The 16,309-nt window shown below is 58.4% G+C and carries 13 protein-coding genes; 6 read left to right on the forward strand and 7 right to left on the reverse strand.

All coding sequences use genetic code 11. The annotated features are described in order from the left end of the window. Positions 1 to 34 precede the first annotated feature (34 nt). Both J4D97_RS03150 and J4D97_RS03155 read left to right on the forward strand, forming a co-directional pair. Positions 35 to 844: a M48 family metallopeptidase gene (locus J4D97_RS03150; RefSeq protein ID WP_185283598.1), complete on the forward strand. Its 810-nt coding sequence runs from the start codon at positions 35 to 37 to the stop codon at positions 842 to 844. 8 nt (positions 845 to 852) lie between these two features. Then, positions 853 to 1,752 carry a diacylglycerol/lipid kinase family protein gene (locus J4D97_RS03155; RefSeq protein ID WP_208306318.1) on the forward strand — a complete coding sequence of 300 codons (900 nt, stop codon included), beginning with the start codon at positions 853 to 855 and terminating at the stop codon, positions 1,750 to 1,752. On the opposite strand, the gene J4D97_RS03160 is transcribed toward J4D97_RS03155, so the two are convergent. Both J4D97_RS03160 and J4D97_RS03165 read right to left on the reverse strand, forming a co-directional pair. Continuing rightward, a complete protein-coding gene (locus tag J4D97_RS03160; protein ID WP_208306319.1) occupies positions 1,709 to 2,980 on the reverse strand; it encodes a metallophosphoesterase in 1,272 nt (423 codons plus the stop codon). The two genes, J4D97_RS03155 and J4D97_RS03160, sit on opposite strands and share 44 nt — an antisense overlap. 289 nt (positions 2,981 to 3,269) lie before the next feature. Beyond that, positions 3,270 to 3,905, reverse strand: a complete 636-nt coding sequence (locus J4D97_RS03165; RefSeq protein WP_185283601.1) for an LON peptidase substrate-binding domain-containing protein — start codon at positions 3,903 to 3,905, stop codon at positions 3,270 to 3,272. A gap of 131 nt (positions 3,906 to 4,036) precedes the next feature. Between J4D97_RS03165 and mtgA the strand changes: the two genes are divergently transcribed. Next, on the forward strand, positions 4,037 to 4,783 hold the full coding sequence (gene mtgA, locus J4D97_RS03170; protein WP_208306320.1) for a monofunctional biosynthetic peptidoglycan transglycosylase: 747 nt from the start codon (positions 4,037 to 4,039) through the stop codon (positions 4,781 to 4,783). 168 nt (positions 4,784 to 4,951) lie between these two features. Here the strand turns inward: mtgA and J4D97_RS03175 are convergent, their stop codons facing one another. Further along, a complete protein-coding gene (locus J4D97_RS03175; RefSeq protein WP_208306321.1) occupies positions 4,952 to 6,418 on the reverse strand; it encodes a Gfo/Idh/MocA family protein in 1,467 nt (488 codons plus the stop codon). 150 nt (positions 6,419 to 6,568) lie between these two features. Between J4D97_RS03175 and J4D97_RS03180 the strand changes: the two genes are divergently transcribed. Beyond that, positions 6,569 to 6,982, forward strand: a complete 414-nt coding sequence (locus J4D97_RS03180) for a YybH family protein (RefSeq protein ID WP_243900098.1) — start codon at positions 6,569 to 6,571, stop codon at positions 6,980 to 6,982. Positions 6,983 to 7,164: 182 nt separating this feature from the next. On the opposite strand, the gene J4D97_RS03185 is transcribed toward J4D97_RS03180, so the two are convergent. From J4D97_RS03185 to J4D97_RS03195, 3 genes are all read right to left on the reverse strand, one after another. Continuing rightward, positions 7,165 to 8,304 carry an App1 family protein gene (locus J4D97_RS03185; protein WP_208306322.1) on the reverse strand — a complete coding sequence of 380 codons (1,140 nt, stop codon included), beginning with the start codon at positions 8,302 to 8,304 and terminating at the stop codon, positions 7,165 to 7,167. A gap of 69 nt (positions 8,305 to 8,373) precedes the next feature. After that, on the reverse strand, positions 8,374 to 9,117 hold the full coding sequence (locus J4D97_RS03190; RefSeq protein WP_185283606.1) for a LytR/AlgR family response regulator transcription factor: 744 nt from the start codon (positions 9,115 to 9,117) through the stop codon (positions 8,374 to 8,376). A gap of 50 nt (positions 9,118 to 9,167) precedes the next feature. Then, the gene (locus J4D97_RS03195) at positions 9,168 to 10,295 is read right to left on the reverse strand and encodes a sensor histidine kinase (RefSeq protein ID WP_208306324.1); all 1,128 of its coding nucleotides are present in this window, start codon (positions 10,293 to 10,295) and stop codon (positions 9,168 to 9,170) included. Positions 10,296 to 10,620: 325 nt separating this feature from the next. On the opposite strand from J4D97_RS03195, the gene J4D97_RS03200 reads away from it, so the two are divergent. Next, positions 10,621 to 13,281, forward strand: a complete 2,661-nt coding sequence (locus J4D97_RS03200; RefSeq protein WP_243900099.1) for a TonB-dependent receptor domain-containing protein — start codon at positions 10,621 to 10,623, stop codon at positions 13,279 to 13,281. Between the two features lie 99 nt (positions 13,282 to 13,380). Next, on the forward strand, positions 13,381 to 14,493 hold the full coding sequence (locus J4D97_RS03205; RefSeq protein ID WP_185283607.1) for a DNA topoisomerase IB: 1,113 nt from the start codon (positions 13,381 to 13,383) through the stop codon (positions 14,491 to 14,493). A 185-nt stretch (positions 14,494 to 14,678) separates the two neighbouring features. Here the strand turns inward: J4D97_RS03205 and J4D97_RS03210 are convergent, their stop codons facing one another. Further along, positions 14,679 to 16,280 (reverse strand): hypothetical protein, encoded by a 1,602-nt coding sequence (locus tag J4D97_RS03210; protein ID WP_208306325.1) that lies wholly within the window; start codon positions 16,278 to 16,280, stop codon positions 14,679 to 14,681. Between the last annotated feature and the right edge of the window lie 29 nt (positions 16,281 to 16,309).

Raw genomic sequence — 16,309 nt, forward strand, 5'->3', positions numbered from 1 at the left:
CGGCCTACTCACTCCCTTTTTACTGCCCTACACCATGAGAGGACTTCTGCGCTATGTGGTCGCCGCTGTGCTGGCCCTATCCGCATTCATCACTTATTACTGCAACTCCACCACCAATGAGGTGACCGGCGAAACGCAGCACGTGGCTATGACCACCGACGAGGAAATTGCCCTGGGCCTGCAAGCCGCGCCCCAAATGGCCCAACAGTACGGCGGCCTATCGCAGGATGCGCAGGCGCGGGCCGTAGTGGAGCGCGTAGGAGAAAAGATTATCAGTAGCACCAAGGCCGGCCAGACGCCCTACAAGTTTCAGTTTCACTTGCTGGCCGATCCGAAAACCATTAATGCCTTTGCGCTGCCCGGCGGGCAAGTGTTTATCACCGAAGGTCTGTTGCGCAGCCTGACTTCCGAAGGGGAGCTGGCCGGCGTGCTGGCCCACGAGGTAGGGCACGTGGTAGGCCGGCACTCGGCCGAGCAGGTAGCGAAGTCCAAGCTCACACAAGGCCTGAGCGGGGCCGCCGCCATTGCTGCATACGACCCCGACCGTCCGGCCACGGCCGCAGGTGGAGCCGTAGCCGCTGCTATTTCCAAACTCCTAACCCTGCGTTACGGCCGCGACGATGAATTGGAAGCCGATAAGCTGGCCGTCGATTTCACACCCCAGGCCGGGTACGACCCTCGCTCTATGATCAAGGTGATGGAGATTCTGGACCAGAAAGCCGGGGGCAGCAACCCACCCGAGTTCCTGAGCACGCACCCCAACCCCAGCAACCGCATTGGGCACTTGCAGGAAGAAATTGCCGCCGAGTTTCCCCAGGGCGTACCCTCCAATCTGAAGCAATAGCCCCTGTCATGGCTGAGCAACTGCGCCACTTGCTGTTTGTGCTAAATCCCGTTTCCGGTGATATTGACAAGGATAAATTGGAAACTACCTTGCAGCAAACCTGTACCGAGCACGGCCGCACGGCCGCGTTCTGGCACACGACTGGCGAGGATGACCTACTAAAGCTGACCCAGCACCTGGCCAAGCAGCGCTACGACGCCGTGTTTGCCGTGGGCGGTGATGGTACTGTGAAACTGGTGGCTGAAGCTTTGCTGACTACAGATTCCATATTGGGCATCCTACCCATGGGATCAGGCAATGGCCTCTCCAAAGACTTGCATATTCCGCAGGACACGGATGAAGCGCTGGAGCTGATCTGGGACCACGAAGTGCAGGCCATTGACACAGTGCGTGTCAATGGCCAATTCTCCGCCCACCTAGCCGACCTGGGCTTCAATGCTTTAGTAGTGAAAAAGTTCTGCGAGGGCGATACGCGCGGGCCGGGCGCCTACGTGCGCATCGCGCTGGCTGAGTATGGGGAATACGAGCCATTGCGCTACCGCATCGAAACCGATGAGGAAGAGGTAGAGACGGAAGCGTTTATGCTGACCATTGCCAACGCCAATACCTTCGGTAGCAATGTTGTTATCAACCCCAATAGCCGGTTAGATGACGGAAAGTTTGAAATCTGTTTGGTGGCGCCCTTTCCGGCCGAGGCTGCGCCGGGCTTACTCTACCGCCTATACACGCAGGCATTCGACACCTCGGATTACACCCGGCGCCTATCGTGTCGGCGGGCTACTATTCGTGTGCCAGGGCATGAAAAGGCCCTAGTGCAGGTAGACGGCGAGCCTCTGGAATTGGAACTACCTATCACCGTTGAAATTAGCCCACAGAGCCTGCGCGTGCTGACGCCGCGGCAGGGGTAGGCGCTACGGCTTCGCTCGGAGCGGCGGCAGTATACAAGCGGCTTCGGAAGGGCTCGGTGGCGCGCACTGCGCCCGTCTGGTTGCCGGGCTCCAAGGTGCGCAGCCAGGCTTCGCCGTTGGCATAAAACTCTATCACGAAGAAGCCTTTGTGCTCGTGCGTGAAGGTAGCTTTGCCTCCCTTCTGCACGAAAGCCGTTTTGCTACCCGAGCCACTCACCAGATAGTGCCCCCCGCGCCGCTGGAAATATTGCAGGTTGTGGTCGTGGCCAGCGGCGTAGATGATGTTGGGAAAATCACGCAGCACCCGAAGCAAGCGCCGCCGCATGGCACGGTAGCGCGGGTGGGCCATGTCCTCGGCCGCGCCTACCACCCGCCGGTACGCCGGAAACAACGACCCCACCACGGGTAGAGGCAAATAAGCCTTCTTGTGCACTGCCAGCAGCGGAAACACGTGCTGCTTGGTAGTAAACTGGCCGCCGTGCATGGCATTAGAATACAGCGGGTGGTGCCCTGCCACCACAATACGCTGGTGCTGATTGGCGGCTAGTACTTGGCGTAGCTGCTCAAACGGCTCCCGGCTGGTAGTGGCCGTGCACCCGTAGGCATCGCCCAGCGGGCGCGTGCCATGCTGCACCCACCACTGCGTGTTCAGCACCACCAACAACACATTGCCAGGAAGTTGCAGGGTAGCGGGGCCGGGGCAGCCGCGGGCGGGTAGGTAGTGCGCTGTGGGTAAGTGGTCGCGCACATAGGCCTCCTGGCGCAGCAGATATTCGTAGCCGTCGCGGCGACCTTTGTTCCAATCGTGGTTGCCGCTGAGGAATATTACACGTCCTGCAAACGGCCGCAGGGCGTCCAACTGGGCGTTGAGGCGGTGCTCGGCATCGGCGCGGCCGGGGTGGGTAGGGGCCGGCAGGCCGGTAGGGTAGATATTATCGCCCAGAATAACCACTGCTCCTGCTTCGCCCGTTTGTTGCTGCCAGTCTTGCAATAGGTTAATCACTGGGTCGCGGCCGTTGGTGGCTACGGCGCCCAGGTCGCCTACCAGCGCGATACTGTAGGCCGGCGTTTCAGATGGGGTAGGGGCAGCCGCTCCCGCACGGGCAGTAGAAGCCACGTAGGGCTGACGCCGGTAGCGGCGTTCCTGACCATAGCGATACAGCAGCCACAGGGCAGTTGCGCCGGCCAAGCCAACCAGCGCATACACCAGAAAGAAAGTGAAAGACATACTACAGGTACGCAAAACAGCGCCACCAAGTACGGAGTGGAAGCGTAACATTTTGCGTTCCAGGGCACGGTAGTACTATGCGGCTGGTTCACCTCACCTCACCCCTCCATCCCATCTCTTATAAAGGGCGAGGAGGAACCATGAAGGTTCTTATCTGACTTGTTTTTCTGATGCGGCTTTCACTTCGTTTTCAATGATGAAGCGAACCGTGCGGGCATTTCGAAACCAGGTACTTGAAATCGAAGTTGCGAAGAAGCCGCAAAATCCAGCTAACCTGCACCATCTGTGATTAGAAGTTGGGCGGCGTAAGGTTTTTGAAATGACCGTTCAGCCGAGCGCGGTCTTTCAGGCGCTCGGTTTCCATCAGCACAGGTAGGGTTTGGTCGAGGTGTTCGCGCACGAGTTCTTGGCGTTCCAGTTCGCTGGTGGCGGCCAGTAATTGGTATTCCTGTGTCTGGCTCATGCCCAAATGATGGGCTACATCGAAAATACGGTAGTCGGTAGGGAGGTCTAGCAAGAGCTTGCGCAGGCCCAGGATGTCGTAGAGACGGCGTACCTGCTCCGAGATGCGCTCTTGCAGCACGGGGTCGCCCACGGCATCGTCTTGAATATCCTCTATCTTGCCAGCGGCATACAACTTGTTGGGGGCCTGACGATAAAACTCCCGAATGCGGAATACGCCCACGCCTTGCGTCCGAATGTCCATCTCGCCGGAGGGATACACCTTCTCCACTTCCAGCAATTTCACTTCGGTGCCTAGTTGACCCACGCTGTTATTTAAGTAGGGCGGAATACCGAAGGTAATGCCCTCCTCGATGCAGTCGCGCACCAGTTGCCGGTAGCGGGGCTCAAAGATGTGTAGATTCAGCTTTTCCCCCGGAAAAACTATCAAATTCAACGGAAACAAGGCCAACAGACGTGCCATACAAGCAAGGAAGATAAGAACCGAAAGGTACCGGAAAATTGAAAACAGCGGCCATCGGCAACGCAAATCGCCTACTTTTGCGCTGGTGTCCGGTGGACGCTGGTAGGCATTAAACGGAATTCTCGTCGGTAGTGGCGGATTATACACAACTAGCGCGCCGCACAGGGCGCATCGTGCTGCAAGTAGCGGCGGCTTTGTTTCTGGCTTCGGTGGCCTGGGTGCTGGTGTACCGCTGGGTGGCACCGCCCGCCACCTGGATTATGCTGGAGCGCCGCGCGCACCCGCCTATCGGCCGCGGCTACTACGGCATCCGCCCCGAGGGCGACCGGCAGATTCGCTACACGTTCTGTTCGTTGGACGAAGTATCGCCCAACGTGCCGCTAGCCCTGGTAGCCGCCGAGGACCAGCGCTTCCTGGTGCATCACGGCTTCGATGGCGGCGCGCTGTGGCAGGCTGCCAAGCACAACTGGGAGGGAGGCAGTAAGCTGGTAGGGGGTAGCACCATCTCGCAGCAAGTGGCCAAAAACGTATTTCTGTGGCACGGCCGCAGCTACGTGCGCAAGGCCGCCGAGGCCTACTTTACGGTGCTGATTGAGGTGCTATGGAACAAGCGCCGCATCATGGAAATGTACATGAGCGTGGCCGAGATGGGCGACTGTATGTTTGGGGTGGAAGCTGCCTCGCAGCAATATTTCCACAAATCGGCCAGCAAGCTCACGCAGGCCGAGGCCGCGCTGCTGGCCGGTGTGCTGCCCAATCCGCTACGTTTCCGAGCCAGCAACCCCGGTCCCCAGGCCCGCGCCAAGCAGCAGCGCGTGGTGCGCCGGATGCGCAGTTTGCGCGGGTCGGTCTATGTGAAGGAGTTGATGGAGGAGTAGACAAACAAAAAAGCCGGACCATAGGTCCGGCTTTTTTGTTTGTCATTCCGAGTGTAGCGAGGAATCTGAGTAAACTTGCTACTTGTGCTCCAGCCCGCAGAAAAACGGCATCTTTTTATTACAAGCAATAGGTTTACTCAGATTCCTCGCTACACTCGGAATGACAGATTATGCGCCTAGCTTCCAGCCCTGGCGGTAGTCGCGCTTCACGAACTGATTCACAGCGTCCAGGTTGGTTACTTTCAACTGCTTAGGATCCCAGATCAGCTCTACGTTGCGGCCGGGGTAGTTGGAGCCTTTGCCGTCGGCTTTGGGCGTTTGCACGTCGTAGCCGCGCACGGCCAGGTTGGCAATCAGCAGCGTTTCGGTGAGCGGGCCAGCAATGTCGAAAGGCGAGCTAACCTCTTTTTTGCCGTGGCCGGCAATGGCGGCCTCTACCCACTGGGCGTAGTGACCATTGGCGCCGCCGGGTACGCGAGCAAATTTCTCGGGTACTTTGGTGGTAGCCGTGAGGGAGGTAGGCAGCAGACGCGGATTCTCGGCATAGGTGCTGGCCATCATCTTGCCCTTATCACCGATAAATAGGATACCGTTGCCGCCGTCGCCAAATACCTCGTTGGGGCCTAACTCGGCGGGGCGCTCGGGCTGAATGCCACCATCCATCCAGTGCAGGGTGATATCGCCCTTGGTCTTGGCCGTTTTCGGGAATTTGAGAATTACGTGGCTGGAAGGCGGGCAGCTCTTGGGGAAGTAGCCGCGCTTAAACTCATCCACGTACACGCTACCCACGCTAGCCGCTACCGACTTAGGATAACCTAGGTCCAGTACCCGGAACGGAGCTTCTACCAGGTGGCAACCCATGTCGCCGAGGGCGCCGGTGCCGTATTCCCACCAGCCACGCCAGTTGAAGGGAACCAGCTTCTCGATGTAGTTTTCTTTGGGCGCCGTGCCCAGCCACAGGTCCCAGTCGAGGGTAGAGGGCACGGGAGCAGCTTTGTCGGGCCAGGCAATGCCCTGGGGCCACACGGGGCGGTCGGTCCAGCAGTATACGGTATGCACGTCGCCGAGCAGGCCAGCGTCGTACCACTCGCGCAGCAGGCGGGCACCGTCGTTGGAAGCGCCCTGGTTGCCCATCTGCGTTACTACTTTGTACTTACGCGCTGCCTCAGTGAGGGCGCGGGCCTCGTAGATGTCGTGGGTAAGCGGCTTCTGCACATACACGTGCTTGCCCAGCTGCATGGCCGCCATAGCCGGTGCGGCGTGGTTGTGGTCGGGGGTAGACACCGAAACAGCATCAATGTGCTTGTGCTCTTTGTCGAGCATCTGGCGCCAATCCTTGTAGTACTTGGCCTTTGGGAACGACTTAATCGTTTTAGCAGCGCGCTGATCATCTACGTCGCAGAGGTAGGCAATATCTGCCTTACCGCTCTTCGAGAAGTTCATGATGTCGCTTTCGCCCTTGCCACCTACACCGATACCAGCTACAACCAGCCGGTCGCTGGGGGCGACGTAGCCCTTGCCACCCAGTACGAAGCGGGGTACAATCATGAAGCTAGCAGCCGCAACGGCGCCTTGTTGGAGAAATTTGCGCCTCGATTCGGGGGAGGTAGGGGGGGTGGGATTTGGTTTTGCCATTGAATGAGGGGATTGGAAGTGGAAAGATGAAGTAGATTCAATAGTTTGCCTATAATAGTACTACTATTTTCCGACCGCAAAAGCATGGCGGACTGGATTTTCCGTAGTCCATTTCTAAACCCAATGACAAAGAACTTATCCGGGGGCTGCATGATGCTCCTGCTAACGGCCTGTGCCACCACACGCCCCGCCGCTGTACAGGGGCCCATCCGGCAGGTGCTCACCACCCAAGCCGCCGCCTGGAACCGCGGCGACATACCCGCCTTTATGGAGGGCTACTGGCGCTCCGATTCTTTGGTATTCTTGGGGCGTAAGGGTCCTACCTACGGCTGGCAGCAAACCCTCGACAACTACCGTCGCGGCTACCCCGATGCTGCTGCTATGGGCCAACTCGCTTTTTCCGACCTCCACATCACCCCTGATGGCCCTCAGGCTGCCCACGTGGTAGGCCGCTGGCACCTGACCCGCCCCACCGCCGGCGACATAGGCGGGCACTTCTTATTGGTTTTTCGACAAGTGAAAGGCCAGTGGGTGATTGTAGCCGACCACACGAATAATGAATAGGTAGTGAGATGGTGAAGTGGTGAAGTAAAAAGCGTCTGTCATCCTGAGCTTGCGAAGGACCTTATGCCAGTTGAACGAGTCGTTGTTACACTTGTCGTTCTACCGTGATAAGGTCCTTCGCTGCGCTCAGGATGACAGACGCTTTTTTAACTCACCACTTCACAAACTCACTATTTCACCACTTACTCCTCTGCCGTTTCATCCTTTTGCTTTTCGTTTTCGACGGCGGGAATGGCTTCGGTGAAGATGAGGTTATGGGCGGCGGCGTGCTCGGCGGCTTGCACGGTATCCTGTACTAGCAGCATTTCCACGTTTTCGTCGCGCAGGTCGTCGGATACTTTTTCTACTAATTGGGCACGGTTGGGAAGCTGCACGTCGCGGATGTATATGGCCAGCACGCGGCCAGGGTGGCGGCGCACCACCTCCCGGTAGATGTTGGCATCTTCCTGGCCCGAGTCGCCGATAAGCACGAAAGGCAGCTTGGGGTAGGTGAGCAGCAGGTTGTCGATTTCCTTGAGCTTGTGGCCATGGTGCGCCGACTCAGCTTTTTTATCGGCGCGTTTTAGGCCCATATCACGCAGCAGGAGCGGGCCGGGCGGAATATCGTTGAGGTGCAGGAAATCTTCCAGTAAATCGTACAAATTCCAGGGCGAACTGCTGACGTAGAAAAAGGGGTTGTTGCGCTTGCCATTGCGGCCTAGCTGTAGCTGCCTATAGAACTCGGCTACCCCCTTGAAGGGTAGGCGCGAGCGGGCATTGCGCAGCAACACTGTGCGCGCCATACGCAGCAAGTGGGTAGCAGAAGTCTGAATGACGGTATCATCCAGATCGGAGATGATGCCGTATTCGGCGTCGTCGGGTGGGATGAGCACATGGGCCTGGGCGCGAAGGCCATCGGGGAGCGTGAAGGGCGCCGGCACCTGCTGTAGCAGCGTATCTACCGGGTACCAGAGGTAGTCGATGGGCTCGGGCAGGCGCTCGGGGGCCAGGTTCACCGTAAAGTAGCCCTCGTCGTCCGTCAGAACCGGGTGCTCAACGCCATCGGCCGCCCGCACGATAACCTGCGCGCCGCGAATTTCGTCGCTATCAAAGCGCCGGTACATGTTCAGCAGGTTGTGGAGGCGCGAGTCGTTGGAGTCGGGCTCGGTGATGCCTTTGTCGGTGAGTAGGCGACCCTTCACGTAGAGGCGGTTGGGGGTGCCGTAACTACGGTAGGGAAGCAGCTGCAACGGCGCCAGCATACCCAGGCGCTGGCGAGTGCGTGTCAGAAAGTCGTCGGCCCGCTCGGCCAGGTCGCTGATTTTATCGCGGAGAGAAGTCATAGGGTGCGAAAAGAAAACGAGTAATCTTCCTACCCTACGGGCCGTACGGGGTAGGAAGTTGCCCCGCCCCTACGTCCAACGACTCAAAAACTGCGTGAAGGCTTCCTTGTACTGGTCACTCACGGGCAGCGTCTGGTCCTCAATCTGCACCGAGTTGCGCGTCACGGCCCGGATTTTATCCAGGGCTACAATGGTAGAGCGGTGAATGCGCATGAAGCGCCGGGCGGGCAGCTTTTCTTCCAGCACCTTCAGGCTGGTGAGCGAGAGCAGGGGCCGCGCGTCACCCGTGAGATGCACCTTCACATAGTCCTTCAGTCCTTCTATATAGAGTATGTCCTGGAAGGCCACGCGCACCAATTGATATTCAATTTTCAGAAAGAGGTACTCTTCCTCGGGCTCGGGTGGGGCGGCGGGTAGTGCAGTTGGTTGCGCAAGCGTGGCATAGGCGTGGGCCTTGGTGGCCGCCCGCAAAAACTCCTCGTAGTTGAACGGCTTCACGAGGTAGTCCAGCGCATCGACGCGGTAGCCATCCAGCGCAAACTGGTTGTAAGCCGTGGTGAAGATAATGCGCGGCCCCGTGCCCGGCCGGCCCCGGTCGAGCACCCGCGCCAGCTCCAGACCGCTGAGGTCGGGCATTTGGATGTCCAGGAAAATTAGGTCGATGTCGGGCAGCTGGTGCAGGCCCTGTAAGGCTTCCACGGCGCTACTGTAGCGGCCTACCAGCTCCAAGAAAGGCGTTTGCTCCACAAACGCGCACACCAGCCCCAGGGCCAGCGGCTCATCGTCAACGGCAATGCAACGAAGGGTTTTCAAGTAAAAAGTAAAAAGTAAAAAGTGAGAATTAGAAATTAGTCTTTCAGTGCTCATTCAGCGTCCGCGGATGCCAAACGGGGCTTGACGGCTTGTACGCTAGGCACCACTTCCAAGCTAAGCAATACCCGAAACTCGTGGCCGGCCGTGGCTTCTTCTACGCTGAGCTGGTAGCGCTGGGGGTAGAGCAAATCGAGGCGACGGCGGGTGTTGGTGAGGCCAATGCCGCTGCCTACCTCCTCCACGGCGGGGCGCTTGTCGGGGAACACGGTGTTGCGCACCTCCAGCGTAAGCGTGCCGTTGTGCTGGTGCAGGCCAATGTAGATCTGGCTGGGCAGGGTGGCACTCACGCCGTGCTTAAAGGCATTCTCCACAAACGGCAGCAGCAGCATGGGGGCAATGGGTACGTCGCGCAGCAGGGGGGTAGGGCGCTCGAAGGTGACGGTCACTTTATCCGTCAGGCGCAGTTGCATCAGCGAAATATAGTCCTGCACGAAGGATACCTCTTGGCTAAGCAGGGTAGTGCTGGACTGGGTTTCGTAGAGCACGTAGCGCATCATGCGCGAAAGCGTGTGAATGGCCTGCCGGGCCAGCTCGCCGTTCACCACCGTGAGGGCGTAGATGTTGTTGAGCGTGTTGAAAAAGAAGTGCGGGTTGATCTGCGCTTTCAGAAACGACAGCTCGGCGGTGGTTTGCTGCTGCTCCAACTCGCGCCGGATTTGCGCGTCGTTTTGCCACTTGCGCACCACTGCCACACTGGTACTAATGCCTAGCACCAGCATCGAAATCAGCAGCGTGCCCATATCGAACCACCCCGCCGACGACCGGCGCCGCGACGGGCTGCCATCTGGGTGAAACGCTTTATGCATCAGCTCGGGCAGATGCAGCAGGTTTTCGATAAGTGAGTTGAGCGCCAGCACCGCCACCAACGAAGCAGCCAGCACCGCAATAAACCAGCCCGTGTGCCCCCGAAATAACAAGCGCGGCACCGCCACCTGCGCATTAAAATAAAACAGGGCTACCCACAGCAGGAGCAGCAAAAACTGGCGCACCCAAAACTGCGGGGGCAGCTGCACACTCCAGGTAAGCGGCTGGGCAAGCAGCAGGGCCGAGCCAAACATCACCCACAAAAGCGGGCGCGAAAAGCGTTGCGCGAAGTGCCGAAAGGTGGAAGAAGTCATAAGGAAAGGAGAATCAGGCTACCAAACATACCGTGCCCTGGGTGCCCCAAGTGCTTGCCTCGCCGGTTCCGCAGATTTCACCGACCGATGCAGGGTATTTTATCTGCCAATAGGTCCCCGAATCACCAGTGCAACATCAATCGGTACAAACGCCCCAACTCATCGGCGTTTGCGGCGAGGCAATCTATTTGTTTTAGTTGGAAGCAACCCATCTTGTTGTTTTGGGTACTCTGTCGTGAGTCCAAAAAAGTAAAACCAGTATCGGTAGCTGGCTTTGCACGACTTACGTACACGCCCCTGACTTCTCTTTTATTATAACTACTTCATGAAAAAGCCTTTATCCTTTGTGAGTTTGTTGCTGTGCGGCCACGTGGCGCTGGCGCAAACAACGCCCGCGGGTCTTACCCTCGTGGGCGGTTCCCGGCCGATGGGCGCAGCCCCGGCAGGAGCCACAAAGGCCGCTGCCGCCGATGCCCGCATCACGGGTACCGTCGTGGATGCTGGTACCAAAAAGCCGGTACCGTTTGCCACAGTTGCTCTTATTGACACCTCCACCGGTAAGCCTATTGATGGTGCGGCCTGCGACGACGCGGGTAAGTTTACCATCAGCGGCGTGGCCGCTGGCAGCTACCAGCTTCAGTTCAGCTTTATTGGCTACAAGACGGTAGAGAAACCCATTACGGTAGGTAGCGGCAACCTGAACGTGGGCACCGTATCGCTGGTTTCGGCTACCCAGCAGCTGGCCGAGGTGCGCGTGGAGGGCCAACGCTCTCTGATTGAAGAGAAGGTAGACCGCACCGTATACAACGCCGAGCAGGACCAGACCACCCGCGGCGGCGACGCCACCGACGTACTCAAGCGCGTGCCCCTGCTCACGGTAGACCTCGACGGCAACGTGAGCCTGCGCGGCAACCAGAACGTGCGCGTGCTCATCAACAACAAGCCCTCTACCATCACGGCCAGCAGTATTTCCGACGCGCTGAAGCAGATTCCGGCCGACGAGATTAAGTCGGTGGAAGTGATTACCTCACCCTCGGCCAAGTACGACGCCGAAGGCTCGGGCGGTATCATCAACATCGTTACCAAGAAAAATAACCTGCAAGGCAAAACCCTGAGCATTGATACCAGCGTGGGCAACCGCTCCTCCAACCTGGGCCTGAACGGGGGCTACCGGGTAGGGCGCATGGGCTTCTCGCTGGGTGGCTGGGGCCGCACCAGCTACAACACGCCCGGCTCGTTCTCCAACGATCAGCAGACGTTTAATGAGTCCGGCGCGCTGGCTTCTACTACCCGCCAGCAGGCCGATACGCGTTCTAACAACACCTTCGGGCGCTATACGCTGGGTTGGGATTTCGACATTAACAAGTACAACTCCCTGGCAGCCTCTGTGCGCTACGGGCTGCGCAGTGGGGTCGACTACCAGGACGACCTGCTCACCCGCTCCGAGTTCTACGGCGAATCGGGTGCCATCCTGCGCCGTACCGGCGACACGCGCAACGTACGCACCAACGACAAGTCGAACAACGTGGACCTGAGCCTGGGCTACACCCACACCACCGACAAGCCCCAGCAGGAATTTAGCTTCCTGGGCGTATACAGCCGCAACAACCGCAACAACGACTTCACCAACACCATTACCGATATAATCAATACCACTTCCGGCGCTAGCACTACGCCGTATCGCCTCAAAAACCTGAACGAGAACTACAACGAGGAGCTGACCGTACAGGCCGACTACCAAACGCCCATCGGCGACAAGCAGCTGGTAGAGTTTGGGGTGAAGGACATTATGCGCAAGGTGAACAGCGACTACACCTACCTGCGCGCCGAGGGCTTGTCGGAAGGTGCGTTTGTGCCGCTGGAAAACGCGGGCCTTAATAACGTATTCGACTACAAGCAGAACGTGGCTGCCGCCTACGCCGCCTACACGCTTAGCTTCCTGAAGCAGTACACCTTGAAGGCCGGTGCCCGCTACGAGTACACGACCATTGATGCCACGTTTGCCAACGAGGCTACCGATACCACCAACATTCCGTCGTACGGGGTGCTGGTGCCCAGCGTAAACCTTTCGCGCAAGCTGGCCAACGGCAACGTGATTAAGGCCGCCTACAACCGCCGGATTCAGCGCCCTTCGCTGCGCTACCTGAACCCCAACGTGCAGGCTTCCAACACGCGTAGCCCTTCACAGGGTAATCCAACACTGGATCCAGAGTACACCAACAACTACGAGTTGGGTTACAGCACCTTCATCAAAAATATTCTGCTGAATATGTCGGTGTTTGCGCGTAATACCACGGGCTCTATTCAGGCAGTGCGCCGGCCGGCCACGCAGCAGGAAATTGAGTCGTACAATTTGTCGCCGGGTGCCATCTTCACCACCTACGACAACATCGGGCAGGAAAACGCTTACGGCGGTAGCCTGTTTGTGAATGCCAAGATTGGCAACAAATTCACGCTGAACGGCGGCCCCGATTTCTACTACGCTGTGCTGCGCAACAACGTGGATGACCGCATCTACAACGCCAGTAATGAAGGCTTTGTGATTAGCGGCCGCTTATTTGGTACCTACAATCTCAACGACAATTGGAGCTTGCAGGCCTTCGGCTTTGCCCGCGGCCGCCAGGTGCAGCTGCAAGGCTACCAGAGCGGGTTTGGGGTATATAGCCTCAGCATCCGCCGCGAGTTTGCCGAGAAGCGCGGCAGCATTGGCCTGGGCGCCGAAAACTTCTTCTCGCCCAAAATCCCGATTCGTACCGAATTTACTTCGCCGCTGCTGGTACAAAACAGCGAAAACATCCCGAACCGCTTGAATTTCAAGGTAAACTTCAGCTACCGGATTGGCAAGCTGAGCGTGGCCGATGCGCAGCCTCGCCGCCGTCGTCGCTCCGTCAACAACGACGACCTGAAAGAGGGTGGCGAAGGTGCCGACCCAAGCACCACGCCAGCTCCGCAGCCAGCGGGCGGTGGTGGCCGCGGCCAGCGCTAATAGCCAGCACACGAAAAGCAGCAGATCTGGCGTACCTACTCTCCCTTTTCTGCGTAAGAAAGCTCCGCTCACCAGCTTCGGTGAGCGGAGCTTTTGTTTATGTCGACTACTACCACCCCCCGCCCCAAAACCAAGAAGAAGCGCCTCGACCCATTGGAAGAAGCGCACTTGCTCTACAAAGACCCCGCTCGCCAAGCCGAGCTGGCCGGCCTGCGCTACGCCACCGACGACAAACCGGGCATTACGCGTAAGGCCACTCGCGCCGGAAACTTCACCTATACCTCCGCCAAAGGCGAGAAAATAACCGATCAGAAGGTGCTGGACCGCATCCACGGCTATGTGATACCGCCGGCCTGGACGGACGTCTGGATTTCGCCTTCGGCGAATGCCCACTTGCAGGTAACTGGACGCGATGCCAAGGGCCGCAAGCAGTACCGCTACCACCCGGCCTGGGACCAGGCCCGCAGCCTTACCAAATTCAGCCGGTTACGTGCTTTTGGCGAGCAACTGCCCGCCCTGCGCCAGCGCTTGCGCAAAGACCTAGGCCGCCCCAAGCTGGACAAGCAGAAGGTGATTGCGCTGGTGTTGCTGCTGATGGATCAGTCCTTTATTCGGGTAGGGAACCGGGAGTATGCCAAGAAAAACAAGAGCTACGGCCTGACTACCCTGCGCGACAAGCACGTGAAAATTGAAGGCGACGACGTACGCTTCAGCTTTGTGGGCAAAAAAGGCGTACCCCACGACGTGACCTTACACGACCGGAAGCTGGCCCGCCTGGTGCGCAAGTGCAAGGATATACCCGGCCAGCACTTGTTTCAGTATTATGATGCCACCGGCCACCGCGCCGAGTTGGAATCGGGCGACGTGAACGACTACCTGCACGAGGTAACGGGCATGGCCCTATCGGCCAAAGACTTCCGCACCTGGGGCGGCACCGTAAAAATGGTGACGTGTCTGGAAGCCATTCTGGAAGAAGAGCCCGACCTGCCGAAAGACAAAGTACTGAAGCGTGCCGTGAAGGACGTAGCCGCCGGCCTGGGTAACACGCCCACAGTGTGCTCCAAATACTACATTCACCCCCAAGTAGTCGACTTATTCAAGTCCGATAAGCTCATCGACTACCTCCGCCGCCACGACGTAGACCCCACCGAAAATGACCTGCTTTCCCCCACCGAGCACATGGTGCTGGATATGCTAGCGGAGGTGAAATAGTGAGTGGTGAATTTGTGAAGTGGTGCATGCAAAAGCGGCTGTCATTCTGAGCAGCACGAAGGACCTTCTCACACAAGAACGATAATCGTGTTAACGACTCGTTCAACTGGGATAAGGTCCTTCGCGCTGCTCAGGATGACAGCCGCTTTTGCATGCACCCAGTCACTCTCTCACTCAGTCGCTCCCTAGTACCCCTCTCGGTCGTAGGCATGAGCCGCAACGCCGCGGCGGCGACGGTCGACGGTGCTGGGGCCTTCCGTGAGTTCGTTTCCGGTTTTGGTGTCGTAGTAGAACGTTCTTCTTTTGCCACCCGCTACCTGCGACGAGTCCACTACCATGTCCTCGTTGGGGCCGCCGTGGATGTTGAGGCGAATTCCTTTATTGACGTTTCCCCGCACCACAAACTCGTCCTCGCCGCGCAGACCATAGAACGTGATGGTCTTGGTATCCTGCGTGCGAAACGTGCGCTGGTAAAAGGGACGTGGGTCCACTGTCTGCCCCTTCTTTTCGGGTAGGCGATACACGCTCACGCGGGTAGTAGAGTCGGAAAGGCGTTCGGTCACGAACCGTTCGTTCTCATCAGTGCCGGCTACTTCCACGTGCTCGGCCAGCAGCTGATAGAACTCTTGCGCAGCTTTCGGCAGCGCATCCCGGCGCGCCCGCAACGACTTGGCAATGTACTCGCCTTCCAACTTATAGATGGGAGGGGGCAATTGGCGCACGGCCACGGCAATTACCGAGTCGGTGAGGCGACGCTGCAAGTCAGTGGCTAGCTGTTGAAATTGCGCGGCTGTGACTTCGGGTAGGGCGCGGGTATCCAGAAAGTGCGCGTTGCGCACGGTACCGGGAATATCTTCGTAACGCGGCCGGAACGTGCGAAATTTGCGCACGGCCCACTTCCGCGACATCAGCCAGGGAATCAAGCCATCATCAAACCGAAAATACACTTGGTCACGGTCTTTGGGCACAGGACGGTAGAGCGTGCGGCCGTTTTGCGCATACACGGCCCACTGCCACTGGCCCTCGTGCCGGTCCCAGTCGCCGATCAGGATGTCTAGCAGGCGGGCCCGGGCAAAAGCCAACTGGTCGATCTGGTGGGTAGGGGAAGCGTAGCGCTCGGCCAGTACGTCGTCGGTATCAGCCAGATCCACGGCATTGCCGAAGGCAGGTGTGAGGTTTTCGGCGCCATCAAACTTTTCTTCTAGCATCACCAGCTTGCCCTGCATATCTTCCGACACAGCACCCAAGCCAGTTTCGCCGGGACGTACGTAGAAAATTCGCGGGTGAGTGTGCGGCACGCCGGCGGCCTGCGCCAGCGGTGGCACCGTGAGAGCAGCGTAGGGATTGGCAGCCGAGGTGGCATCGCGTACCAACGTTAGCACAAACGTATGGCGCAATACTTTGGGTAGGGTTCGGTACGGGTCTTTATCGAGCGTGCGCAGGGCATATTCGCGTCCTTCCTGGCTTTCCACGGTGGCACTGGTGGTTTGAAAGCCGCCGCCGCGCTTTTCAAATTTCAGTCCGCCCATTTCGGTGGTTGGGTTCAGCACGGGCACTTGCACGGGTGTGGCCCACACTTCCCGGTAGTGCTTCCCAAAGAAAAGCATGTAGAAGCCACTACGTTGGTAGTGGCGTCCGGCAGTAGCCAGCACCGAGTCGGTACCGGGGGGTAGGGCGGCAGTGGGAGGAGGCAGTACGCGGGCATCACGCTGAAAAAAGGTGTTATGGTGGGCGCAGCCTGCCATACCAGTCAGCAACGCGCCGCCCAACAAGTAGCGGTAGAGCATATAAAAGAGCAGGAAGAAGAGAGAGGTAG

Origin of the sequence: Hymenobacter defluvii (assembly GCF_017589435.1) — a bacterium.
Taxonomy (GTDB): domain Bacteria; phylum Bacteroidota; class Bacteroidia; order Cytophagales; family Hymenobacteraceae; genus Hymenobacter; species Hymenobacter profundi.

Excerpts from the sequence above, each read along its gene's own strand:
- J4D97_RS03150 (WP_185283598.1), top strand. The coding sequence starts at position 35 with ATGAGAGGACTTCTGCGCTATGTGGTCGCCGCTGTGCTGGCCCTATCC.
- J4D97_RS03155 (WP_208306318.1), top strand. The coding sequence starts at position 853 with ATGGCTGAGCAACTGCGCCACTTGCTGTTTGTGCTAAATCCCGTTTCC.
- J4D97_RS03160 (WP_208306319.1), bottom strand. The coding sequence starts at position 2,980 with ATGTCTTTCACTTTCTTTCTGGTGTATGCGCTGGTTGGCTTGGCCGGC.
- J4D97_RS03165 (WP_185283601.1), bottom strand. The coding sequence starts at position 3,905 with ATGGCACGTCTGTTGGCCTTGTTTCCGTTGAATTTGATAGTTTTTCCG.
- J4D97_RS03175 (WP_208306321.1), bottom strand. The coding sequence starts at position 6,418 with ATGGCAAAACCAAATCCCACCCCCCCTACCTCCCCCGAATCGAGGCGC.
- J4D97_RS03180 (WP_243900098.1), top strand. The coding sequence starts at position 6,569 with ATGATGCTCCTGCTAACGGCCTGTGCCACCACACGCCCCGCCGCTGTA.
- J4D97_RS03185 (WP_208306322.1), bottom strand. The coding sequence starts at position 8,304 with ATGACTTCTCTCCGCGATAAAATCAGCGACCTGGCCGAGCGGGCCGAC.
- J4D97_RS03195 (WP_208306324.1), bottom strand. The coding sequence starts at position 10,295 with ATGACTTCTTCCACCTTTCGGCACTTCGCGCAACGCTTTTCGCGCCCG.
- J4D97_RS03200 (WP_243900099.1), top strand. The coding sequence starts at position 10,621 with ATGAAAAAGCCTTTATCCTTTGTGAGTTTGTTGCTGTGCGGCCACGTG.
- J4D97_RS03205 (WP_185283607.1), top strand. The coding sequence starts at position 13,381 with ATGTCGACTACTACCACCCCCCGCCCCAAAACCAAGAAGAAGCGCCTC.
- J4D97_RS03210 (WP_208306325.1), bottom strand. The coding sequence starts at position 16,280 with ATGCTCTACCGCTACTTGTTGGGCGGCGCGTTGCTGACTGGTATGGCA.